A 21905-nucleotide genomic window follows, 5' to 3' on the forward strand; every position below is an offset into this window, starting at 1 on the left:
GGCGATGTTGCCTGCCGACCGCGATTCTGCAGCGCTCGTGACCACGGCGACCAGCCAACCCGCATTGACAACGGGTTTCGTCATGCTCGGACTGGCGTCTCTGCTCGACCTGTCGACAGGCAGGCGCGCCTGGGGCGCCGACCGCGTGCTCGCGGTGTCCGGGGCCGCCGCCGCCGGGTGGTACCTGATGGAGGAACGTCGCAGGCAGTGACGGTTACGCGCCGTTGGTGGGGCCGCCCGAGTTCTGGTCCGGGATGTCGGTGATCGGGAAATTCGGCATCGGCGCGGGCGACGGCGTGTCCGGCAGCGACGGGATCTGGTCGGCCGGGATGTCGACGAGCTCGTTGACCGGCGGGCCGTTCTCGCGACTGCCGTAGAGACTGCCCGGCGCGCGCGGGCCGAGCATTCGGCTCACCGTCACCAGGTGATAGCCGTTGGCCTTGAGCACCGGGATGAACTGGGACACCAGATCCACCGTCGAGGAGTAGGTGTCGTGCAGCAGCACCACCGAGTTCGGCTTGATCTGGCTCATCAGCAGCGCGCGGGTCGCGGCGGTGTTGCTGTCGTTGGCCCAGTCGAACGGGATGACGTCCCAGTTGATGTCGGCCAGCCCCTGCCGGCCGGCCTCGGCGAGCACCGCGTCGTTGACCAGCCCGCCGGCAGTGCGCGACAGCGTGGGGCGCTGACCGGTGGCGGCCTGGATCGCGTCGATGCCCTTGCTGAACTGGGCGGCGATGTCCTGCGGCGGGATCGTCGTCATGTTCGGGTGTTCCCACGTGTGGGTGCCGATCTCCATGCCGGCGTCGGCGATCCGCCGGGCTCCGGCCGGATTGGCGGCCACCTTGTTGCCGATCAAGAAGAACGTCGCCTCGGCGTTGTTGGCGCGCAGCACCGACAGCAGGCGGTCGGTGAACGGGCTGGGCCCGTCGTCGAACGTCAGCGCCACGCACTTGACCTGTGCGCAGTTCACGTCGTCGGCGTTGGCCGGCCGGACGTGCCCGGTCAGGCCGCCGACCACCAGCACCGCCACGGCGGCGGCGACGCCGAGCACCGTCCTGGTGTAACGCCAGGTCAGGCTGTCGAAGCGGGTGAGCACGGAGGCAGCTTACCTACCCACCCTGCGAATCGGGCGCGGGCGATGACGCTCAGCGTCGGTGTCCGCGCCCGATTCGCGTCACGGCAGGGCGCCGGGACTGATCTCCTCCAGCATCTCGGTGACCAGCGCCGCGATCGGTGAGCGCTCGCTGCGCAGCAGCGTGATGTGCGCGAACAGCGGGTGCCCCTTGAGCTTCTCGATCACCGCGGCCACGCCGTCATGCCGGCCGACGCGCAGATTGTCGCGCTGGGCGACGTCGTGGGTGAGCACCACCCGCGAGCCGCTGCCCAGCCGGGACAGCACGGTCAGCAGCACGTTGCGCTCCAGCGACTGTGCCTCGTCGACGATCACGAAGGAGTCGTGCAGCGAGCGGCCGCGGATGTGGGTCAGCGGCAGCACCTCGAGCATGCCGCGCGAGAGCACCTCCTCGAGCACCGCCGGGGAGGCCAGCCCCTCGAGGGTGTCGAAGACGGCCTGCGCCCACGGGCCCATCTTGTCGCTCTCGCTGCCCGGCAGGTAGCCCAGATCCTGGCCGCCGACCGCGTACAGCGGCCGGAACACCACGACCTTGCGCTGGGTGCGGCGCTCCAGCACCGCCTCCAGGCCGGCGCACAGCGCCAGCGCGGACTTGCCGGTGCCGGCCTTGCCGCCCAGCGACACGATGCCGACGGACTCGTCGAGCAGCAGATCAAGGGCGACACGCTGTTCGGCTGACCTTCCCCGGAGGCCGAACACCTCCCTGTCACCGCGGACCAGCTGCACCCGCTTGTCGGGATTGACCCGGCCCAGTGCGTGAGAGTTGCTGCCCAGCAACCGGATTCCGGTGTGACAGGGCAGATCGCGGGCGGCCTGCAGGTCGATCTCGCCGTCGGCGAACAAGGCGTCGACGTCCTCGGAGCCCACCTCGAGCTCGGCCATCCCGGTCCAGCCCGACGTGATCACGTCCTGCGCGTGGTACTCGTCGGCAAGCAGCCCGACCGCGCCGGCCTTGACGCGCAGCGGGATGTCCTTGCTGACCAGCGTCACCCGCTTGCCCTCGGCGGCCAGGTTGGCTGCGACGGTCAGGATGCGGGCGTCGTTGCTGTCGGTGCGGAAGCCTGCGGGCAGCACGGTCGGATCGCTGTGGTTGAGCTCGACGTGGAGCGTACCGCCTTGTGTCCCAACGGGAATGGGTTGATCGAGGCGGCCGTGCTCCAGGCGTAGATCATCGAACATCCGTAGTGCCTGGCGCGCGAACCAGCCGAGTTCGTGATGGTGCCGTTTGGCCTCGAGTTCGCTGATCACCACCAGCGGAACCACGACCTCGTGCTCGGCGAACCTCGTGATGGCCCAGGGATCGGACAACAACACGGAGGTGTCGAGCACGTAGGTGCGGACGGGAGAATCGGTCACGTAGCGCTCCTCGAGGCTGCGCGAGTTCGCGGTGCCCCACGCGAACATCTCGGTGGACACGAGCGCGGCCGAAAGGACCGGGGCCGGCCCTTTCGTCGAAACGAATTCGGACCGCCCGGATAGCAGAGCATGTCGCTAGCCATCGAAAACGACGCTACTCCCGGTGCAGCATCCGCGCCTCGCAGGCGCGCCGGGACGAAACGGCGTGCCGGTTACGAGCTCGTGAACTCCGCGAACCGGGGTTCGTCGGTGAGTCCCCATGCCGCGAGCGAGTTGGCGACGGCGGAGCGCAGCGCGGCGCGGTCGAAGATGCCGGCCTCCGCGACGGTGGCCACCTTGTCGGCGTAGGCGTCGATGTCGGCGCCGACGAGGTCGAGCGCGGCGGCGCGGGTGGCGATCGCCTCGACGGTCTCCTCACGCGAGGAGCTCAGACAGTAGGCGACCACGTTGGTGAAGAACTCGGCGTGGCGTTCCTCGTCGCTCGCGATCCGACCGACCAGCCCGCGCAGCACCGGCTCGTCGATCTGGGCGGCCAGGTTGCGGCAGAACACGGCATGGCTGCGCTCCCACATCGCCATGAAGGCCAGGGTCTCGAGCTGGCTGTAGGTGTCGGCGCGGTAGCCCTTCATGACATGGGCGACGCGGACGTCCTCGTTCGCGACCGGATCCACCTCACGGGTGACCACCAGGTAGTTGCGCAGCGCGATCGCGTGCAGGTGCTCCTCGGCGGTCCAGCGGCCCAGCCACCGGCCCCATTTGTCCTCGAGGATGAAGTGCTCGACCAGCTCGCGGTGGTACCCGGCGAGGTTGTCCTTGGTGATCAGCAGGATCTCGAGGGCGTCGGTGACCTTCTTGGGCAGCGTCACGTCCGAGGCGTCCCAGTCCCGGCCACCGAGGAAGGCGAAGTTCTCGCCCTGGTCGAACGGCACGTAGTCGTGCGCGAACCAGGCGTCCTCGGTGTCGAGGTGGCGCCGCAGCTGCTCCAGGACGACGGGCTCGAGCTCGAGGGTCAACGCATCAGCGACAGGTTTCTGTGCCATGCGGTTACATTAACCCAATTCTGTGGGAATCGTAAAATTTCCGCGCCGTGTCGTCAGAGGGTCAGCCCCGGGTACAGCGGGTTGGCGTCGAGCAGTTCGGCGGCGGCGGATTTCACCCGCTCCGCGGTCCCGTCGGCCAGCGTGTACTTGGCCTTCGACGGACCGTTCGGCCCGGCTGCGGGCTGGGTGTTGGACAGCACGTCGACGACGAGCTCGGCGACCCGGTCGAAGTCGTCGGCGCCGAACCCGCGGGTGGTCAGCGCCGGCGTGCCGAACCGGATGCCGCTGGTGTACCAGGCGCCGTTCGGGTCGGCCGGGATCGCGTTGCGGTTGGTGACGATGCCGGAGTCCAGCAGCGCCGACTCGGCCTGCCTGCCGGTGAGCCCGAACGACGTCACGTCGAGCAGCACCAGGTGGTTGTCCGTGCCGCCGGTGACCAGAGAGGCGTCCCGCTTGACGAACCCGTCGGCCAGCGTCTGCGCGTTGTCGGCGACGGCCTGGGCGTAGGTGCGGAACTCGGGCTGGCGGGCCTCGGCCAGCGCGACGGCCTTGGCGGCCATCACGTGCGAGAGCGGTCCGCCGAGCACCATCGGGCAGCCCTTGTCCACCGCGGGCGCGTACTCCGCGGTGGCCAGCACCAGCCCGCCGCGCGGGCCCCGCAGCGACTTGTGCGTCGTCGTCGTCACGACGTGCGCGTGCGGCACCGGGTCCTCGTCACCGGTGAACACCTTGCCCGCCACCAGGCCGGCGAAGTGCGCCATGTCGACCATGAAGGTGGCGCCCACCTCGTCGGCGATCTCGCGCATCTTGGCGAAGTTGACCCGGCGCGGATACGCCGAATAGCCGGCCACCAGGATCAGCGGCTTGAACTCGCGCACCGCGGCGGCGACGGCGTCGTAGTCGATGAACCCGGTCTCCGGATTGGTCCCGTACTGGCGCTGGTGGAACATCTTGCCGGAGATGTTGGGCCGGAAACCGTGCGTCAGGTGGCCGCCGGTGTCCAGTGACATTCCCATCAGCCGCTGGTTGCCCAGCTTGGCGCGCAACGTCTCCCAGTCCGCCTCGGACAGGTCGTTGATGTGTTTGGCGCCGAACTCGGCCAGGCCCGGTGTCTCCACCCGGGTGGCCAGGATCGCCCAGTAGGCCACCAGGTTGGCGTCGATGCCCGAGTGCGGCTGCGCGTAGGCGTACGGGGCGCCGAACAGCTCGCGGGCATGCTCGGCGGCCAGCGCCTCGACCGTGTCGACGTTCTGGCAGGCGGCATAGAACCGGTGCCCGATGGTGCCCTCGGCGTACTTGTCGGAGAACCAGGTGCCCATCGTCAGCAGCACGGCCGGCGACGCGTAATTCTCGCTGGCGATCAACTTCAGCGAATGACGTTGATCGTCAAGCTCTTTGCGGGTGGCCTCGGCGATGCGGGGTTCGACGCTCTCGATCACCCGCAGCGCGGCCCGGTAGGCCTCACTGGCGGTGTCGGCGTACTCGGCGCCCTGGCCAGAGGTGGTGACGGACTCGGCGGTCATGCCCACGAGAGTAGTCCGCGACGGGCGCCCCCGAGAAACCACATCGGGCGTTTCAGGCGGCCCGCAGCGACGACGGGATCAGCGGTTCGTCCAGCAGTGTGGTGAAGCGATCGGTCAGCGTCACCCCGTCGGGGCGGTCGTCGAGCCAGCCGCGCAGCAGCCGGTAACCCTCGACGTAGGTGCTGGTGTACGCCCGCCACAGCGGCGAGGACAGGAACCGCAGCATCTGCCGGGCGCGTTCGTCGCCGACCAGCAGCCACCGCTTGAGGAAGTCGACCACGTCGTCGACGTCGCGGTGCTCGTCGTGCAGCATCAGCGCGGCGTCCTGGCGGACGTCGGCCAGCGCGGCCGTCGCCTCCGAGATCGTCTCCGCCCGCGCGCCGTCGAACCGCAGCCCCAGATCGGCGTAGATGTCGGCGGCCCAGCTCCCCCAGCCTGGTCCGACGGCGGCATAGAGCGCCAGATCGGCCAGCCCCTCGGCCATCAGGCACTGCGGCGTGTTGACCAGGAAGATCGTCTGCTCCGCCTGCCCCTTGCCCTCGACCAGTCCGGCCTCCTTGCGGCAGTGCTCCGTGTGGTGCCCGGGATAGGACTCGTGGGCCACCAGCCGCGGCAGGTTGGACATCTGCTGCTTCAGATCGGCGTTGACGGCGACCGTCGACCGGTAGTCGCCGAGGTAGTAGTTGAACCCCGACCACGGTTTGTCGGTCACCACCTCATAGGTGATGGTCTCGCGGTCGGGCAGCGGGAACGTCGCGCGCACGCGGTCGCGCAGCGCGGAGGAGAACGCTCCGATGGCCTCCTCGAGCCGCGCCGGCGGGATCTCCTCGGCCACCCGGTGGGCCCCGATCCGCTCGGCGAGCGGACCCGTGCCGCCGAGCGCGTCGTCGAGCTTGGCGTGCGCCTCCCGGTAGCGCTCCGGGTCGCCCTTGGTGATGCGGACGTCGAAGTAGGCCTCGACCTCGTCGACGAAACCGACATCCCCGCCGGCGAACTTTCGGGCCGCGCACTCCAGCGCGCGCAGGTGCGCGCCGACGAACGCGGCGCGGTCGCCGTCGAGTCCGGCCGGGAGTTCGGCCAGCAACCTGCGCGCCTCACGGGCGAGCCCGGCCGGATCGGGCGCGGGCTCGTCGGCGACCGCACGCCGCAGTGCCGGGTCGCCGGTGAAGGAGTCGACGTAGCCCTCCTCGATGCGGTCGAAGCGCAGCCCGAGCATCAGGTAGTCGCGGATCAGGGGCGCAGAACCAGTACCGGCGTCCATACCCACCACGCTAACTGCAAGACTGGGGCCATGGCGCGGCTGAGCGAACCCAGCCCCTACGTGGAGTTCGACCGAAGTCAGTGGCAGGCACTTCGGATGTCGACGCCGCTCAAGCTGACCGAGGACGAGCTGGTCAGGCTGCGCGGCCTCGGCGAGAAGATCGACCTGCTCGAGGTCGAAGAGGTCTACCTGCCACTGGCCCGGCTGATTCACCTGCAGGTCGCGGCGCGACAGGCGCTGTTCTCCACCACCGCGGACTTCCTCGGGGAGCCGCAGCAGAATCCGGACCGGCCGGTGCCGTTCGTGATCGGGGTGGCCGGCAGTGTGGCGGTCGGCAAGTCGACCACCGCGCGTGTGCTGCAGGCGCTGCTGGCGCGCTGGGAACACCACCCCCGGGTGGACCTGGTGACCACCGACGGCTTCCTGTATCCCAACGCCGAGCTCTCCCGCCGGAACCTGATGCACCGCAAGGGTTTCCCGGAGAGTTACGACCGCAGGGCGCTGATGCGCTTCGTCACCGCGGTCAAGTCCGGTGCCGACGCGGCGTGCGCCCCGGTCTACTCACATCTGCTCTACGACATCGTGCCGAGCGAGAAGCAGATCATCACGCATCCCGACATCCTCATTCTGGAGGGACTGAACGTGCTGCAGACCGGGCCGGCGCTGATGGTCTCGGACCTGTTCGACTTCTCGGTGTACGTCGACGCCCGCATCGAGGACATCGAGGAGTGGTACATCTCCCGGTTCCTGTCGATGCGGGCCGGCGCCTTCGCCGACCCGGCATCGCACTTCCATCACTACTCCACGCTAAACGATGAGCAGGCCGTGTTCGCCGCCCGCGACATCTGGCATTCGATCAACCGGCCGAACCTGATCGAGAACATCCTGCCGACGCGGCCGCGGGCCACGCTGGTGCTGCGCAAGGACGCCGACCACTCCATCAACCGGCTGCGGCTGCGCAAACTCTAGATGCGCCGCACGCCCTGGTACTGCAGCTCGGCCATCACCAGCGTGTAGACNACGAACACCTCGTTGGCCTCGACCGGAGAGAACCAGGATCACGGTCGCGACGGTGAACAGCAGGTTGCCGACGGCCAGCACCAGACCCGACGTGCGGATCGCCGGGCGCGACGCGAGCACCAGCACCGCGAGGCTGAAGACGACGAAGAACGCACCCGTCGCGTACTCGAACGTTGCCGTGGTGCCGGACAGCTCGGCCACCCGGGGCGCGAAGATCAGCAGTCCGATGCCGGTCAGCCCGCTGAGCACCGCGTCGGCGCGCATCGCGAAGCGGAGCAGGGAGTCGGTGGAGGTGTTCAGGCGGGAATTGAGTGCAGCGGTCATGACGATTCCTTTCTGGTAGGGACATTTCGATTCGACCGGTGCCGGAGTCGACGCCGTGACCTCTCCCGACGGCGACTCCGGACCGGCTCATGCGGGGGTCACGCCAACCGGCGCACCCCGAGGTACTGCAGCCAGGACAGCCCGACGGTGGCCGCAATGAATGCCAGCGCGGCGGCGACGCCGGCGTGGGTCAGCGGCAGCGCGCCGCTCACCAGCACGACGGCCACGGTGGCGGTGAAGACGACGTTCCCGGCGAGTACCGCGACGCCGACCCGGCGGATGCCGGCCAGCCGCGCCGCGCTGAAGAGCGCCGCGCCGTACGCGACGAGCGCGGCTCCGCCGAGCCAGGCGGCTGTGGCGGTGAGCCCGAACAGGCGGCCCAACGGGTCTGCGGCCATCGCGACGAACAGGCCGAGGCCCGCGCACATCGTCGCGTCGGCGCGCAGCGCGACGCGCAGCAATTGGTCCTGCGACGGGGTGACCCCGGCGGGGCGGTGGGTGACGGCGGTCATGTCACTCACGGTTCGCAGATTCCGCTGCCACATCGACACCGGTTACTGCCAACTGCTGCCAACCGCAGGTCAGCGGGGTCAGCGCACGGCGACGAGGCTGCTCTTGAGGTCGGTGGCGATGACGCGCGCGGCGGCGTTCTGCCAGTTGTGCAGCGAACGTTGCGGCACCTCGGTGACCAGCCACTGCCACGCCTGGCGCGCCACCGGGTCCAGGCCGGCGGCGGTGGCGTTCTGGGCGTAGGCCCGCACACCCACGACGTACGGGAAGTACAGCGCGTTGTAGTGGCGCCACTGTTCGGTGGTGCCGAAGTCGGCGCCGTCGCGGGGCTTGAGGGCGGCGATCCGCTCGGCGAGCAGCGCGCGCAGTTCGTTGGCCCGCTCGAGCGGCTGATCGGGGGCGCCGCGGCGAGCCAACCGGTCGTCGATGATCGGCAGGGCCGTCAGCGGGCTGGCGACCAGCTTGGACAGATCCGAGTAATGCCCGAGGGCGCGGCGGGTGACCCGTACGAACGTCTCCTCGTCCATCCCGTCCAGCGGGCCCGACGCCCGCAGCGGCAGGGCAGCCTCGGTGCTGCGTAGCGCGGCCCGTTCGGCCCGCAGATCCGGCGAGCGGGAGAACGCCAGCCGGTCGAGCAGCCCGGCCAGCGGGTCGGCCAGCACGTTGACTGCGATCGCCACGGCCAGGCTGGTGAACAGCAGCACCGCGAGCGTGGTGGTCTGCCCGGAGACGGCCAGCCCGATCAGCACCTGCCCGCCGAACAGCGCCGCCACCACCGTCGTCCCGATGAACGAGCGCAGCATGGCGTTGCGCAGCGCCTGACCTTCGTCGAACGCGTCCCCGATCGCGACCGCAACGCCGAGCAGCACGACGTCGAAGCCGGTGGACGCCAACGCCAGCCAGCTCGGGACCAGGCCGAGCGGGATGACCAGGATCGCGTTGCCGAGCGCGAAGAACAGCGTGGCCACCACGACGAAGCCGACGACCGGGCGGGGCTGGTTGCGGCGCACGATCGCGTACACCATGGCGCCCAGCGCGGGTACCGACACCGCGGCGAACAGCACCCAGTGGCCGAGCCGCAGCGGACCCTCCACACCGCCGGCCATCGCGGCGCCGCTGAACGCGACGATCGCGGCGGCGCCGACCAACGCCGCCTCGCCGGCCCGGCTGCGCCACGAGTCGCGCCGCCGCGACAACTCCAGCAGCACCGCGAACCAGGCGATGCCGGGCACCGCCATCAAGTAGACCTCGACGCGACCGAGCGCGTCGACGCCGCCGGTGGTCCGGATGGCGTCGAGCGCCACCACCGCGGCGAAGCTGGTCAGCCCGACGGCGGCGAGCACAAGTACGGGCTTGCGCGGGTCACGGGCCAGCAGGTAGAGCCCCAGCCACCAGCTCAGTGCGAACACCAGAGCGGACAGGCCGATCACGACCGGTGTCCTCTACAGCCCGTAACGCCGGTGTCGGGCGCTGTAGTCGCGCAGGGCCCGCAGGAAGTCGACCCGCCGGAACTCCGGCCAGTACGCCTCGGTGAACCACATCTCCGAATACGCGCTCTGCCAGAGCAGGAAGCCCGAGAGCCGCTGCTCGCCGGAGGTGCGGATCACCAGATCGGGATCGGGCTGGCCGGAGGTGTACAGGTTCTCCGAGATGGCCTCGGCGGTCACCGCTTCGATCAGCTGATCGCCGGTGGCGCCGTTGGCCAGCTCCTTGGACAGCAGCGCGCGCACCGCGTCGACGATCTCCTGGCGGCCGCCGTAGCCGACGGCGACGTTGACGTGGAACGTGCCGCCGTTGCCGTCGGTGGACTGCACGGCCTCGCGGAGCCGCCGGGCCGGCTCCTCGCCGATCAGCTCGAGGTCGCCGACCGTGCGCACGCTCCACTGGTTGGCCGGCGCGCAGATCTCCTCGACGACGTCGGTGATGATCTCGATCAGCGACGCCAACTCGTCTGGGTCGCGCTGCAGGTTCTCGGTGGACAGCAGGTACACCGTCGCCATCTCGATGCCGGCGTCGGCGCACCAGCGCAGCATCTCGGCGATCTTGTGGGCGCCGGCGCGATAGCCGTAGGCGACGTCGTCGTGACCGAGTTCACGCGCCCAGCGGCGGTTCCCGTCGCACAGCACGGCGATATGCCGGGGAAGCTCGGATTTCTGCCGGGAGAGCCCCTGACGCAGCCGCATCTCGTAGAGCCGGTAGGCCGGTTCCTTGAGCCGCCGCGGAATGAGGTCCACGAGGATCCAGACTACTGTGGCCCACGGAAACCCCAAGCCGGTCAGCGGAGGTGACATGCCCACGTCTGTCGATCCTCGGAACACGGAAGACGAATCGCGGGGAGCCGAGGACCTGCCCGAGGCGGTCGCCGACGGCGTCACCCAATTCCTGGGCAAGCCGCGGCTGCGGGGGTGGATCCATGTGTACTCCGCGGCGGCGGCGGTGATTTGCGGCGCCACGCTGGTGGCGGTGTCGTGGTCGCTGCAGTCGACGCGCGCGGGCGTCGCGACGCTGATCTACACGCTGACCATCGTCGCGATGTTCACCGTCAGCGCCGTCTACCACCGGGTGAACTGGACATCGCCCACCGCGCGCAAGTGGATGAAGCGCGCCGACCACTCGATCATCTTCATCTTCATCGCCGGCAGCTACACGCCGTTCGCGGTGCTCGCCCTGCCGGAACGCAGCGGCGAGGTGCTGCTGTGGATCGTCTGGGGCGGCGCGCTGGCCGGGGTACTGCTCAAGATGTTCTGGCCGTCGGCGCCGCGGTGGGTCGGGACGCCGCTCTACATCCTGCTGGGGTGGGTCGCGGCGTGGTTCATCGGACCGATCATGCAGGGCGCAGGTGTGGCAGCGGTGGTGCTGCTGATCGTCGGCGGCGCGCTGTACAGCATCGGTGGGGTGCTGTACGCGCTGAAGTGGCCGAACCCGTGGCCGACGACGTTCGGCCACCACGAGTTCTTCCACGCATGCACGGCCGTCGCGGCGATCTGCCACTACATCGCGATGTGGTTCGCCGTCTTCTGACCTGACCTGCTCCCCCCTGTGCGCGTGCGTGCGTGTCTGCAGGCAACACGCCGCGCAATCCCACGAGTTTCCGCACGCTCGTGAAACGCCCGCGGGCGAGGGCGTGCCGCGCCGACAGCGCGAACGTGCGCAGACTTCGCGATTCCTGCGGCGTGTCGGCCGCAGACACGCACGCTCGCGCTTAGGGATGTGACGGGGTTACAGCGGCGTGATGTTCTCCGGGCCCCAGTAGGCCTTCATCGACGTGATCTTGCCGTCGCCGTCGAACGTCATGACCTCGATCGGCTCGATGCGCATCGCGCCGCCCACCGTGATCGCGAACACGAACGCGGCCTCGTGCCCGCCCGCCCGGAACGTCAGCAGCTCGGTGGTGATCTCGTGATCGCCTTCCATGCCCTTGTAGAAGCCGGCGATGGCGTGCCGCCCGATGTGCACCTCGCCGCCGCCGACCGGATCCTCCAGCGTGGCGTCCTCGGTGTAGAGCGCGGCGACCTCGTCGGCGGTGCCGCCGGCGACCGTGTCGAGGTAGCGCTGGACGAAACCTTGCAAGACGTCGGGCTCGAAGCTCATGAGCGGCACGCTACACGGACGGCCTCAGGGCGGCAGCGAGATCCGCGGCGGTGCCAACGGGCAGGTCGCACACCCGTCCGCGGCACACGTAGGCGGCGTCGGCGTAGCGCAGCGCGCGCTCGGCGGGGGCCAGATGCGCGGCCAGCTGCAATGCTTCGGCGATCGACGACGCCCCCGAGGGCGTGGCGCCGTCGAGCGGATCGGCGGGCCGCAGCAGCAACTGCTCGGCGTCGTCGGCGACGTCGTACCAGCGCCCGGGATGTTCCGGGTCGGCGAAATGGTCGAGCGCGACGTCGAGCAGGTCACCCGCCGCGGCCAGCCATCTGTCCTCTCCGGTCAGCTGATGGAGGGTGAGCAATCCGGTGGCCAGCGCCGCGTGGTCGTCGAGGATCGCGGCGCTCTCGCCCACCACTCCGCCGAGGCTGGCCCGCCGCAGCCGGCCGTCCCGGACGTTCAGGGCCAGCAGCGCTTCCGCGCAACCCGTTGCCGCGTCGACCAATTCGGCATCCCCGAGGGCGACGCCGGCTTCGCACAGCGCGGTGATCGCGAGCCCGTTCCAGGCGGTGACGATCTTGTCGTCGCGGCCCGGTTGCGGACGCGTCGAGCGCGCGGCGCGCAGAACCGTGCGAACCCTCTCGTACCGGGCGGCGTCGTCCGGGTCCGCCCGCAGCTGCAGCACCGACGCGCCACCCTCGAACGTGCCGGCGTCGCTCACGCCGAAAAGCTCCGCAGCCCAACGCCCTTCGTTCTCGCCGAGCGACTCGCGCAACTGGGCCGGGCTCCACACGTACGTCAGGCCCTCCTGGCCCGCCGCGTCAGCATCCAGCGACGAGACGAACATGCCGTCGCGGCGCAGCTCATCGAGCAGGAACCGAGCGGTCTCATGAGAGACTCTGCGCGCCAGCGCATTCGGCGACAACCGCGACCAGTGCGCGTAGACCCGCAGCAGCTGGGCGTTGTCGTACAGCATCTTCTCGAAATGCGGGACCACCCATGCGGCGTCCACACTGTAGCGGGCGAAGCCGCCGGCGAGCTGGTCGTAGAGACCGCCGCGCGCCATCGCCTCGCAGGCGCGGGCCGCCGTCGCCAACGGGGCCGCCGCACCGGTCCGTTCGTGGTGCCGCACCAACGCCTCCAGCAGCGCCGACGGCGGGAACTTCGGCGCGGTCCCGAAGCCGCCGTGCACGGTGTCCTCGTCGGCCAGCACCGCCTCGACCGCCGCGTCGCACAGCCCGGCCGTCACCTCCGGCCCGCCGCCCGGCAGGCCGGAGGCCATCGCGCGCAGTTCACCGGCGATGTGGTCCGACGTCTGCTCGACCTCGGCGCGCCGGGTCCGCCACGTCTCCTCGACGGCCGAAAGCAGTTGCAAGAAGGTCGCTTTCGGGTAGTACGTGCCGCAGAAGAAGGGCCTGCCGTCCGGGGTCAGGAAGCACGTCATCGGCCAGCCGCCCTGCCCGGTCAGCGCGACCGTCGCGTTCATGTAGACGGCGTCGAGGTCGGGCCGCTCCTCACGGTCGACCTTGACGGGAACGAAATGCGCGTTGGCCAGCGCGGCCACCTCCAGGTCGGCGAACGACTCGTGGGCCATCACATGGCACCAGTGGCAGGCGGCGTATCCGATGGACAGCAGGATGGGGACGTCGCGGTCGGCGGCCTCGGCGAGCGCCGCGGGCGTCCACTGCTGCCAGTGCACCGGGTTGTCGGCGTGCTGGCGCAGATAGGGGCTGGTCGACGCCCCGAGGGTGTTACGTCCCGGAGCCGGGCTCACGGGCCGCCCCCGGGTCGGCCGGGTTGTCGGTGGCGAGATCGGGGTCGGCGTCCTGCTCGTCGAACGACTTCGGCAGCTTCTTGAGGTGCCGGTTCATCGACCACACCAGCAGGAAGACGCCGATCAGCAGCAGCACGATCACGATGAGCCCGAACGGGCTGGCCTTACCGAAATCGGGTCCGGTCTGCTGGGGCCCGTCCTGGGCCAGCACCTGGGTCGCGAGCAGTGTCAGCATCGGCTCATTCTCGTCCCTCGATCCCGGTGAACAGATCGGTCTCGGGCAGCCGCACCGGGACGCGGGACCGGGCGAGTTCGTACTCCTCGGTCGGCCACAGCCGTTGCTGCCACTCCATCGGCGTGGTGAAGAAGAAACTCTTCGGGTCGATCTGCGTGGCGTGGGCCAGCAGCGCCTCGTCGCGCTGGGTGAAGTACTTGGAGCACTCGATGCGGGTGGTGACGCGCTTGGCGAGCAGATCCTCCTCGGGATCCCAGTTCTCCAGCCACTTCGCGAACGGGCCTTCCTGGCCGTGCTTGGTGAACTCGTCCTGCAGCACCTGCATGCGCTGCCGCAGGAACCCGTGGTTGTAGTACAGCTTGTGGGTGCTCCACGGCTCGCCGGCATCCGGGTACAGCAGGTGATCGGCGGCGGCCTCATAGGCCGCGACCGACACCTGGTGGCAGCGGATGTGGTCGGGGTGCGGGTAGCCGCCGTTCTCGTCGTAGGTGGTCATCACGTGCGGCTTGAAGTCCCGGATGACCCGGACCAACGCCTCGGTGGGCACCTCGAGCGGTTCGAGCGCGAAGCAGCCCTCCGGCAGCGGCGGCAGGGGGTCACCCTCGGGCAGCCCGGAGTCGACGAAGCCCAGCCATTGGTGCTCGACGCCGAGGATCGCTGCTGCCTTGGCCATCTCCTCGCGACGGATCTCGGCCATCCGGCCGTGCACCTCCGGCAGATCCATCGCGGGGTTGAGGATGTCGCCGCGCTCCCCGCCCGTCAGCGTCACGACCAGCACCCGCACGCCCTCGTCGACGTACCGCGCCATCGTCGCGGCGCCCTTGCTGGACTCGTCGTCGGGGTGCGCGTGTACGGCCATCAACCGCAGTTCGCTCAACCTGGTTCCTCTTAGCTGCTCACCTGCATGGACTCTCACGATCAGGTTCAACAGAACCCACGGGTTCTATAGTTCCAGTCCTAGTACACCTATCCGAACGACGGGCATGCAAAACGAGATGATCGATCGTCCCGCCGCGCGCTACGGCACCCAGGGACCCAGCCGACCCAAGCGCCGCCTGATCGTCATCGCCGCGACGGTCCTCGTGGTGGCCCTGGGCGTGGCGATCGCGGCCGTCGCGTTCACCCGCCTGGGCTCCGCGGACGTCAAGGGCGAACTGGGCGGCTACCGGGTCGTCGACCCCGGCACGGTCGAGGTGACCGTCAGCGTCACCCGCGACGACCCGTCGGCGCCCGTCGTCTGCATCGTGCGGGCCCGGTCCTACGACGGCGACGAGGTCGGCCGCCGGGAACTGCTGGTGGCCCCGTCCCCGGCCAAGACGGTGCAGGTCAAGACGGTCGTCAAGACGAGCGCGCCTGCCGTCGTCGGCGACGTCTACGGCTGCGGCAGCGATGTGCCGGAGTACCTGGTCGGACCGTCCTGAACGGTCCCGCAACCAACTGCGGACTGCGAAAACGTGAAAACCGGGTATCCCCCCGGTGCTATCATGGACCGATACACGGTTCCTGCTGGGGCCGTGTATTGCTGCATTTGAGAGCCGATCGACCGGCGACGGATGCGGCGATACACGTACGACAGCCCCGGCGCCGTGAACCGGAGAACTTTTCACGCACACAGCGATGAAAGCGACGACGACAGGAGCGCGCCGACATGACCGATACCCAGGTCACCTGGCTGACCGAAGAGGCCTTCGACAGGTTGAAGGCCGAACTGGACCAGTTGATCGCGAATCGTCCCGTCATCGCCGCCGAGATCAACGACCGGCGCGAAGAGGGCGACCTCCGCGAGAACGGCGGCTACCACGCCGCCCGCGAGGAGCAGGGCCAGCAGGAGGCCCGCATCCGCCAGCTGCAGGAACTGCTCAACAACGCCAAGGTCGGCGAGGCCCCCAAGCAGTCCGGCGTCGCCCTGCCGGGCTCGGTGGTCAAGGTCTACTACGACGACGACGAGGGCGACACCGAGACGTTCCTGATCGCCACCCGGCAGGAGGGCGTCAGCGACGGCAAGCTCGAGGTCTACTCGCCGAACTCCCCGCTGGGCGGCGCGCTGATCGACGCCAAGGTCGGCGAGACCCGCACTTACACGGTGCCCAACGGCAATACGGTCAAGGTGACGCTGGTCTCCGCGGAGCCGTATCACGGCTGACCGCCGTGGCGCAGATCGCCGAGGACCTGTTGTTGCTTCTGCTGGACAACGGGTCCGCACAGCCCGGGCTGGACAATCCGCGGCGTGGCCACGTGCTGGCCGCCGCGACCCTGCTCGACATCGCGTACTCCTGCCGGGTGCGCCCGTCGGTCGACGGTGAACCCGTCCCGCCGGGCCGCCTGGTGGCGCTCGACGCCGCGGGGCCGTCCGATCCTGTCATCGCACCCGCGCTGGACTACCTGCGTGCCACCCCGCGCCGGCCGGCCGACGCGATCAAGGTCCTGGCCCGGCGCACCGAGGGCCGCCTCCTCGAACACCTCGAGCGGATGGGTCAGCTTCGCCGGGTCAGCTTGCCGAGCAAAGGTTTTCGTCGGCGCGAGGCTTTTCCGCTGACCGACCGACGCCGGGCCGGGCCGGCCCGTGACGCGGTTCTGGCGGCACTGTTCGACCGCAGGCCGCCCGCTGCACAGGCAGCGGCGATCATCACGGTGCTGCACGCCGCCGACGGGCTCGGTGCGCTGCTCAGCCTCAACGACCGGGGCTGGCGCTGGGTGCACGCCCGTGCCGGGGAGATCGCCAGCGGCAGCTGGGTCGACGAGTCCCCGACGGGCATGGCCGAGGTGAACCTGGCGGTCACCGCGTCCGCGGTGCGCCAGGCGCTCGCGCAGCTGTCTTAGGACAGGGCCTGCTCGACGTCGCCGAGCAGATCGGCGACGTCCTCGATCCCGACCGACAGACGCACCAGATCGTCGGGCACCTCCAGCTGGGATCCGGCGGTCGAGGCGTGCGTCATCGCGCCGGGGTACTCGATCAGGGACTCCACCCCGCCGAGCGATTCGGCGAGGATGAAGATCTCGGTGCGGGCGCAGAAGTCGCGCGCGGCCTGCGGGCCACCCTTCAACCGGAGCGACACCATCCCGCCGAAGCCACTCATCTGCTTGGCGGCGACGTCGTGGTGGGGGTGGCCCGGCAGGCCCGGGTAGAGAACGGTCTCGACGGCGGGATGCCCGTCGAGGAACTCCGCGACGGCCGCGGCGTTCTCGCTGTGCCGCTGCATCCGCAACGGCAGGGTCTTCAGGCCTCGGATGGTCAGGTAGGCGTCGAACGGACCCGGCACGGCGCCGGCGCCGTTCTGCAGGAAGGCGAACGCCTCGTCGAGCGCCTCGTCGTTGGTGAGCAGCGCGCCGCCCACGACGTCGGAGTGCCCGCCGATGTACTTGGTGGTCGAGTGCAGCACGATGTCGGCGCCCAGCGTCAGCGGCTGCTGCAGCGCCGGCGAGGCGAAGGTGTTGTCGACGAGCACCTTGGCCTTCTTTTCCGCGGCCAGCGCCGCGATCGCGGCGATGTCCGCGATCGACAGCAGCGGATTGGTGGGCGTCTCCACCCAAATCAGCTTGGTGCGGTCGGTGATCGCCGCCCGCACCAGGTCCAGGTCGCCCAGCGCGACCGCGGTGTAGCTGATGCCCCACAGCGAGAACACCTTGTCGATCAACCGAAATGTGCCGCCGTAGGCGTCGTCGGGAATGACGATGTGGTCACCGGGTCGCAGCACCGCCCGCAGCACGCAGTCGGTGGCGGCCATGCCCGAGCTGAACGCCCGCCCGTAGGACGCCGACTCCATGGCGGCCAGCGCGGCCTCGAGCGCCGAGCGGGTCGGATTGCCGGTACGCGCGTACTCGAAGCCGCCGCGCAGCCCGCCGACGCCGTCCTGGGCGAACGTGGAGCTGGCGTAGATCGGAGGGTTGACCACTCCGGTCGCCGGGTCAGGCCGGTATCCGGCGTGAATGGCCTTGGTGGCGGGGCCGAGGGCGCGGAAATGGTCGGCTGCGCTGCGCTGCTCGCTCATGGTGGCCCAGGGTAGCGGTGTAGAACTTATCCATGTCCACCGAAGGCGTCACCTCGATCGAAAGCCTGTTGGACCTCGACTCGCTGCTGAGTGCCGAGGACATCGACCTGCGCACGATGGTGCGCCAGTTCGGTGAGCAACGGCTGCGCCCGCACATCGCCGAATGGTTCGAGACCGGCCAAGTGCCGGTTCGCGACCTCGCCGTCGAGATCGGCAAGCTGGGTCTGCTCGGCATGCACCTGACCGGATACGGCTGCAGCGGGTCGAGCGCGACGGCCTACGGCCTGGTGTGCCAGGAGCTCGAGGCCGTGGACAGCGGGCTGCGCAGCCTCGTCTCGGTGCAGGGTTCGCTGGCGATGTTCGCCATCCACCACTGGGGCAGCGAGGAGCAGCGCGAGCAGTGGCTGCCCGGGATGGCCGCCGGTGAGCTGATCGGCTGCTTCGGGCTGACCGAACCCGACTTCGGCTCCAACCCGGGCGGGATGCGCACCACCGCGCGGCGCGACGGGTCGGACTGGATCCTCAACGGGTCGAAGATGTGGATCACCAACGCCTCGGTGGCCGACGTCGCGATCGTGTGGGCCCGCGCCGACGACGGCGTGCTCGGCTTCGCGGTGCCGACGTCGACCCCAGGATTCAGCGCCCGCGAGATGACGCACAAGATGTCGCTGCGGGCGTCGGTCACCTCCGAGTTCAGCCTCGACGACGTGCGGGTGCCCGAGGACGCGAGACTGCCGGGCGCCCGGGGACTGTCGGGTCCGTTGAGCTGTCTGTCCGAGGCACGCTTCGGCATCGTGTTCGGCGCTGTCGGGGCTGCGCGGGACTGCCTCGAGTCGGCCCTCGACTACGTCGGCAGCCGGCAGGTCTTCGACAAGACGCTGGCCGGGTATCAGTTGACGCAGGCCAAGATCGCCGACATGGCCGTGGAACTGGGCAAGGCGCAGCTGCTGGCGCTGCACCTGGGCCGCCTCAAGGACGAGGGCCGCATCCGGCCCGAGCAGGTCAGCGTCGGCAAGCTGAACAACGTCCGCGAAGCCATCAAGATCGCGCGACAGTGCCGAACCTTGTTGGGCGCCAACGGAATCACGCTGGAGTATCCAGTGATCCGGCACGCCAACAACCTGGAGTCGGTGCTCACCTACGAGGGCACCTCGGAGGTGCACCAGCTGGTCATCGGTCAGGCGTTGACCGGCGTCAGCGCGTTCCGCTGACGCCGGCCCCGGCCCGCTCTAGTAGTGGTGGGTCGGCGGCTGCGAGTGCTGACCCTGCGGGGCCAACGGCACACAGACCGTCGTCATGATCTTGTCGGCGAGCGTCTGCCGCTTGGCGTCCCACAGCGGGAACAGGTAGCCGATGTAGCAGATGATCGCGTCGACGAGGTGGGCGAGCTGGCGCACGATCGACAACCCGAAACCGATGGGCTGCCAGGTCTTCTCGCTGACCACCTTGAACTTCATCACCGACTTGCCGATGCTCGAGCCCGTGGTGCCCTGGCGGTAGCCGTAGTTCCACACGACGTAGACCAGCGACAGCACCGAGGCCAGGAAGGTGGCCAGCGACCCCACGACGGAGTAGCTCGAGGTGCAGGAGTAGCCGCCGTTGATGGTCGTGCAGTTGTTGTCTCCGGTGGCGATCGCGATGCCCTGCCCGATGCCGGCCAGGATGAACACCGGGATGTTGTCGATGAACCATGCGGCCACCCGCGAGATCCACGGTGTGTAGCTCTCTTTCGGCAGCACCTGTGCGGGGGCCGACGGCGGGTAGCCGCCCTGCTGCGGCGGCGGGAAGCCGCCCGGCGGGTAATTGCCTTGCGGGGGCGGCGGATATCCGCCCGGAGGCGGTGGCGGGGTGTAGCCGCCCTGCGGGGTCGGCTGGCCCGGCGGCGGGTAGCCACCCGGCGGGGGGTAGCCACCCGGTGGCGGGTAACCGCCTGGAGTGTCTGTCATCGAATCTCCCTCCTCGAATCAGATCGGCAACGCAACGTGGTTCAGGACTTTGTCGACGAGCGTCTGACGCTTCTCGTCCCACAGCGGGAACAGCACGGCGATCAACCAGACGATGCCGACGCAGAGCCCCGCGATGACCCAGTAGATGATCTCGCGAACGAAGGACATGCCGAAACCGACCGGCTGCCCGGTCTTTTCGCTCACGATCTTGAACTTCATGACGCCCTTGCCGATGCTCGACCCCGTGGTCCCCTGCCGGTAGCCGAGGTTCCAGACCCAGTAGGCCAGGGCGAGGATCGCGGTGACGGCGATCGCGATCTGACCCGTGGTCGAGGCACCGCTGGCGCAGAACTCGCCGAGGTCGTACTCCGAAGTGTCGGTGACGCAGGCGGTCTCTTGTGTGCCGAGCAGGATGCCCACACCGATGCCCTGGAGGATCAGTAACGGGATGACGTCGATCACCCACGCCAGCACTCTGCTGAGCCATGGGGTGTAGGCCGACTTCGGTAGCCCCGCCGCCGGGCCCGCGGGCGCCGCGGGGTAACCCATCATCCCCTGCGGTGGATAGCCTCCGGCTGACGGCGGTGGCGGCGGATACCCGCCCGGTGGTGGTGGCGGCGGAGGGCTCGCAGGGGGTGGTTGATCGGTCATGATGCCTTCCAGTCAGTTGCTTAGCTGGGACAAGCGAGAACACCATACCTGAGAAAAGCCTGCGAGCAGGGGTTTTACGGTCTGCTCCGCGTGGGGGGCAGCGCGGTTCACGGCGTTTGCCAGCCGTCGGGGACAGCGTCGATCAGCGGCGCGAGCTGGTGTCCGACAGGTAGCCCAGCAGATCGTGGCGGGTCAGCACGCCGACCGGCTTGCCCTCCTCCACCACCATCACCGCGTCGCACTCCCGCAGTGTCTTGGCCGCGGTGCTGACCAGTTCGCCGGCGCCGATCAGCGGCAGCGCGGGGCTCATGTGCTGGGAGACCGCGTCGGCGAGCTTCGCGCGTCCCTCGAACACCGCGGAGAGCAGCTCGCGTTCGGAGACGCTGCCGGCGACCTCCCCGGCCATCACCGGTGGTTCGGCCCCGACGACCGGCATCTGCGACACCCCGTACTCGCGCAGGATGCCGATCGCGTCGCGCACGGTTTCCGACGGATGCGTGTGCACCAGGTCGGGCAGCGCGCCCGACTTGCCGCGCAGCACGTCTCCGACCGTGGACTCGGCGACCGATCCGTCGAGCCGGCTGCGCAGGAATCCATAGGACGACATCCAGCCGTCGTTGAAGATCTTCGACAGGTATCCGCGTCCGCCGTCGGGCAGCAGCACGACGACGAGCGCGTCAGGGCCCTCCCGTTCGGCGACCTGGATCGCCGCGTGGGCGGCCATCCCGCACGATCCGCCGACCAGAAGCGCCTCTTCGCGGGCCAGCCGCCGCGTCATGTCGAACGAGTCGGCGTCGGAGACCGCGATGATCTCGTCGGGCACCGACGGGTCGTAGGCCGACGGCCAGAAGTCCTCGCCGACGCCCTCCACGAGGTAGGGGCGCCCGGTGCCGCCGGAGTACACGGACCCTTCCGGGTCGACGCCGATGACCTTGACCCGGCCGCCGGAGACCTCCTTGAGGTAGCGGCCGGCGCCGGTGATCGTCCCGCCGGTGCCGACGCCCGCGACGAAGTGGGTGATCTTGCCGTCGGTGTCGGCCCAGATCTCCGGGCCGGTTGTCTCGTAGTGGCTCTCCGGGCCCATCGGGTTCGAGTACTGGTCGGGCTTCCAGGCGCCCTCGATCTCGGTGACCAGCCGGTTGGACACGCTGTAGTAGCTGTCCGGGTCATCGGGTGCGACGGCGGTGGGGCACACCACGACGTCGGCGCCGTAGGCGCGCAGCACGTTCTGCTTGTCCTCGCTGACCTTGTCCGGGCACACGAAGATGCACCGGTAGCCGCGCTGCTGGGCCACCAGCGCCAGCCCCACGCCGGTGTTGCCCGACGTCGGTTCGACGATGGTGCCGCCGGGCTTGAGCTCGCCGCTGGCCTCGGCGGCGTCGATCATCTTGATCGCGATGCGGTCCTTGGAGCTGCCGCCGGGGTTGAGGTACTCGACTTTGGCGGCCACCGTGCCCGCCCCCTCGGGGACGACGGAGTTCAGCTGCACCAGAGGGGTGTTGCCGATGAGCTCACTGACGTGCCGGGCGATCCGCATGCGTCCATCGTCTCAGGCCCGG

At 69.4% G+C, this 21905-nt stretch carries 23 protein-coding genes; 7 read left to right on the plus strand and 16 right to left on the minus strand.

Annotation, left to right across the window (positions count from 1 at the left end; genetic code table 11):
* Positions 1–37 precede the first annotated feature (37 nt).
* Entirely contained in the window at positions 38–211 is a 174-nt protein-coding gene (locus tag MCHUDSM44219_RS18810) for a hypothetical protein (RefSeq protein ID WP_318280451.1), read from the plus strand.
* Between the two features lie 3 nt (positions 212–214).
* Here the strand turns inward: MCHUDSM44219_RS18810 and MCHUDSM44219_RS18815 are convergent, their stop codons facing one another.
* From MCHUDSM44219_RS18815 to MCHUDSM44219_RS18835, 5 genes are all read right to left on the minus strand, one after another.
* Positions 215–1096 carry a polysaccharide deacetylase family protein gene (locus MCHUDSM44219_RS18815; RefSeq protein WP_048419779.1) on the minus strand — a complete coding sequence of 294 codons (882 nt, stop codon included), beginning with the start codon at positions 1094–1096 and terminating at the stop codon, positions 215–217.
* Positions 1097–1174: 78 nt separating this feature from the next.
* On the minus strand, positions 1175–2488 hold the full coding sequence (locus MCHUDSM44219_RS18820) for an RNA 5'-3' helicase PhoH2 (protein ID WP_048419990.1): 1314 nt from the start codon (positions 2486–2488) through the stop codon (positions 1175–1177).
* 212 nt (positions 2489–2700) lie between these two features.
* On the minus strand, positions 2701–3528 hold the full coding sequence (locus MCHUDSM44219_RS18825; RefSeq protein ID WP_048419780.1) for an acyl-ACP desaturase: 828 nt from the start codon (positions 3526–3528) through the stop codon (positions 2701–2703).
* Positions 3529–3581: 53 nt separating this feature from the next.
* Positions 3582–5051, minus strand: a complete 1470-nt coding sequence (locus MCHUDSM44219_RS18830; RefSeq protein WP_048419991.1) for a glycine hydroxymethyltransferase — start codon at positions 5049–5051, stop codon at positions 3582–3584.
* Between the two features lie 52 nt (positions 5052–5103).
* The gene (locus MCHUDSM44219_RS18835; protein ID WP_048419781.1) at positions 5104–6312 is read right to left on the minus strand and encodes a hypothetical protein; all 1209 of its coding nucleotides are present in this window, start codon (positions 6310–6312) and stop codon (positions 5104–5106) included.
* Positions 6313–6342: 30 nt separating this feature from the next.
* On the opposite strand from MCHUDSM44219_RS18835, the gene coaA reads away from it, so the two are divergent.
* The gene (gene coaA / locus MCHUDSM44219_RS18840) at positions 6343–7281 is read left to right on the plus strand and encodes a type I pantothenate kinase (RefSeq protein ID WP_048419782.1); all 939 of its coding nucleotides are present in this window, start codon (positions 6343–6345) and stop codon (positions 7279–7281) included.
* Positions 7282–7754: 473 nt separating this feature from the next.
* Here the strand turns inward: coaA and MCHUDSM44219_RS18850 are convergent, their stop codons facing one another.
* The 3 genes from MCHUDSM44219_RS18850 to MCHUDSM44219_RS18860 form a co-directional block, all read right to left on the minus strand.
* Complete coding sequence (locus MCHUDSM44219_RS18850) at positions 7755–8168, minus strand: hypothetical protein (RefSeq protein ID WP_048419784.1); 414 nt, start codon at positions 8166–8168, stop codon at positions 7755–7757.
* Between the two features lie 78 nt (positions 8169–8246).
* Positions 8247–9596 carry a hypothetical protein gene (locus tag MCHUDSM44219_RS18855; RefSeq protein WP_048419785.1) on the minus strand — a complete coding sequence of 450 codons (1350 nt, stop codon included), beginning with the start codon at positions 9594–9596 and terminating at the stop codon, positions 8247–8249.
* Between the two features lie 12 nt (positions 9597–9608).
* Positions 9609–10400 carry a (2Z,6E)-farnesyl diphosphate synthase gene (locus MCHUDSM44219_RS18860; RefSeq protein ID WP_048419786.1) on the minus strand — a complete coding sequence of 264 codons (792 nt, stop codon included), beginning with the start codon at positions 10398–10400 and terminating at the stop codon, positions 9609–9611.
* Between the two features lie 55 nt (positions 10401–10455).
* Between MCHUDSM44219_RS18860 and trhA the strand changes: the two genes are divergently transcribed.
* On the plus strand, positions 10456–11187 hold the full coding sequence (gene trhA / locus MCHUDSM44219_RS18865) for a PAQR family membrane homeostasis protein TrhA (RefSeq protein ID WP_048419992.1): 732 nt from the start codon (positions 10456–10458) through the stop codon (positions 11185–11187).
* Between the two features lie 198 nt (positions 11188–11385).
* Here trhA and MCHUDSM44219_RS18870 read toward each other — a convergent pair whose 3' ends face one another.
* From MCHUDSM44219_RS18870 to mca, 4 genes are read right to left on the minus strand one after another with little or no spacing between them, the layout of a single operon-like run.
* Positions 11386–11757: a nuclear transport factor 2 family protein gene (locus MCHUDSM44219_RS18870; protein ID WP_048419993.1), complete on the minus strand. Its 372-nt coding sequence runs from the start codon at positions 11755–11757 to the stop codon at positions 11386–11388.
* A 10-nt stretch (positions 11758–11767) separates the two neighbouring features.
* Positions 11768–13525: a thioredoxin domain-containing protein gene (locus MCHUDSM44219_RS18875; protein ID WP_048419787.1), complete on the minus strand. Its 1758-nt coding sequence runs from the start codon at positions 13523–13525 to the stop codon at positions 11768–11770.
* Positions 13503–13760: a hypothetical protein gene (locus MCHUDSM44219_RS18880; protein WP_048419788.1), complete on the minus strand. Its 258-nt coding sequence runs from the start codon at positions 13758–13760 to the stop codon at positions 13503–13505. Before MCHUDSM44219_RS18880 ends, MCHUDSM44219_RS18875 begins: the two co-directional genes overlap by 23 nt.
* Before the next feature lie 4 nt (positions 13761–13764).
* Positions 13765–14637 (minus strand): mycothiol conjugate amidase Mca, encoded by an 873-nt coding sequence (gene mca, locus MCHUDSM44219_RS18885; RefSeq protein WP_048419789.1) that lies wholly within the window; start codon positions 14635–14637, stop codon positions 13765–13767.
* A gap of 118 nt (positions 14638–14755) precedes the next feature.
* Here mca and MCHUDSM44219_RS18890 point away from each other — a divergent pair, with 118 nt between their 5' ends.
* The 3 genes from MCHUDSM44219_RS18890 (at position 14756) to MCHUDSM44219_RS18900 (ending at position 16580) form a co-directional block, all read left to right on the plus strand.
* On the plus strand, positions 14756–15181 hold the full coding sequence (locus MCHUDSM44219_RS18890; protein ID WP_172506291.1) for a DUF4307 domain-containing protein: 426 nt from the start codon (positions 14756–14758) through the stop codon (positions 15179–15181).
* Positions 15182–15408: 227 nt separating this feature from the next.
* Positions 15409–15903 carry a transcription elongation factor GreA gene (greA, locus tag MCHUDSM44219_RS18895; RefSeq protein WP_043411784.1) on the plus strand — a complete coding sequence of 165 codons (495 nt, stop codon included), beginning with the start codon at positions 15409–15411 and terminating at the stop codon, positions 15901–15903.
* Between the two features lie 5 nt (positions 15904–15908).
* Positions 15909–16580 carry a GOLPH3/VPS74 family protein gene (locus MCHUDSM44219_RS18900; RefSeq protein WP_048419791.1) on the plus strand — a complete coding sequence of 224 codons (672 nt, stop codon included), beginning with the start codon at positions 15909–15911 and terminating at the stop codon, positions 16578–16580.
* On the opposite strand, the gene MCHUDSM44219_RS18905 is transcribed toward MCHUDSM44219_RS18900, so the two are convergent.
* Positions 16577–17749 carry a cystathionine gamma-synthase gene (locus MCHUDSM44219_RS18905; protein ID WP_048419792.1) on the minus strand — a complete coding sequence of 391 codons (1173 nt, stop codon included), beginning with the start codon at positions 17747–17749 and terminating at the stop codon, positions 16577–16579. The two genes, MCHUDSM44219_RS18900 and MCHUDSM44219_RS18905, sit on opposite strands and share 4 nt — an antisense overlap.
* A 32-nt stretch (positions 17750–17781) precedes the next feature.
* Between MCHUDSM44219_RS18905 and MCHUDSM44219_RS18910 the strand changes: the two genes are divergently transcribed.
* Positions 17782–18960: an acyl-CoA dehydrogenase family protein gene (locus MCHUDSM44219_RS18910; RefSeq protein WP_048419793.1), complete on the plus strand. Its 1179-nt coding sequence runs from the start codon at positions 17782–17784 to the stop codon at positions 18958–18960.
* Positions 18961–18978: 18 nt separating this feature from the next.
* On the opposite strand, the gene MCHUDSM44219_RS18915 is transcribed toward MCHUDSM44219_RS18910, so the two are convergent.
* The 3 genes from MCHUDSM44219_RS18915 to MCHUDSM44219_RS18925 form a co-directional block, all read right to left on the minus strand.
* A complete protein-coding gene (locus tag MCHUDSM44219_RS18915; protein WP_048419794.1) occupies positions 18979–19695 on the minus strand; it encodes an Rv1078 family RDD domain-containing protein in 717 nt (238 codons plus the stop codon).
* Positions 19696–19713: 18 nt separating this feature from the next.
* On the minus strand, positions 19714–20346 hold the full coding sequence (locus tag MCHUDSM44219_RS18920) for an Rv1078 family RDD domain-containing protein (protein WP_053081299.1): 633 nt from the start codon (positions 20344–20346) through the stop codon (positions 19714–19716).
* A 142-nt stretch (positions 20347–20488) separates the two neighbouring features.
* Positions 20489–21883 (minus strand): cystathionine beta-synthase, encoded by a 1395-nt coding sequence (locus MCHUDSM44219_RS18925; protein WP_048419796.1) that lies wholly within the window; start codon positions 21881–21883, stop codon positions 20489–20491.
* Positions 21884–21905 lie beyond the last annotated feature (22 nt).

The organism is Mycolicibacterium chubuense, assembly GCF_001044255.1.
GTDB classification, from domain to species: Bacteria; Actinomycetota; Actinomycetes; order Mycobacteriales; family Mycobacteriaceae; genus Mycobacterium; species Mycobacterium chubuense.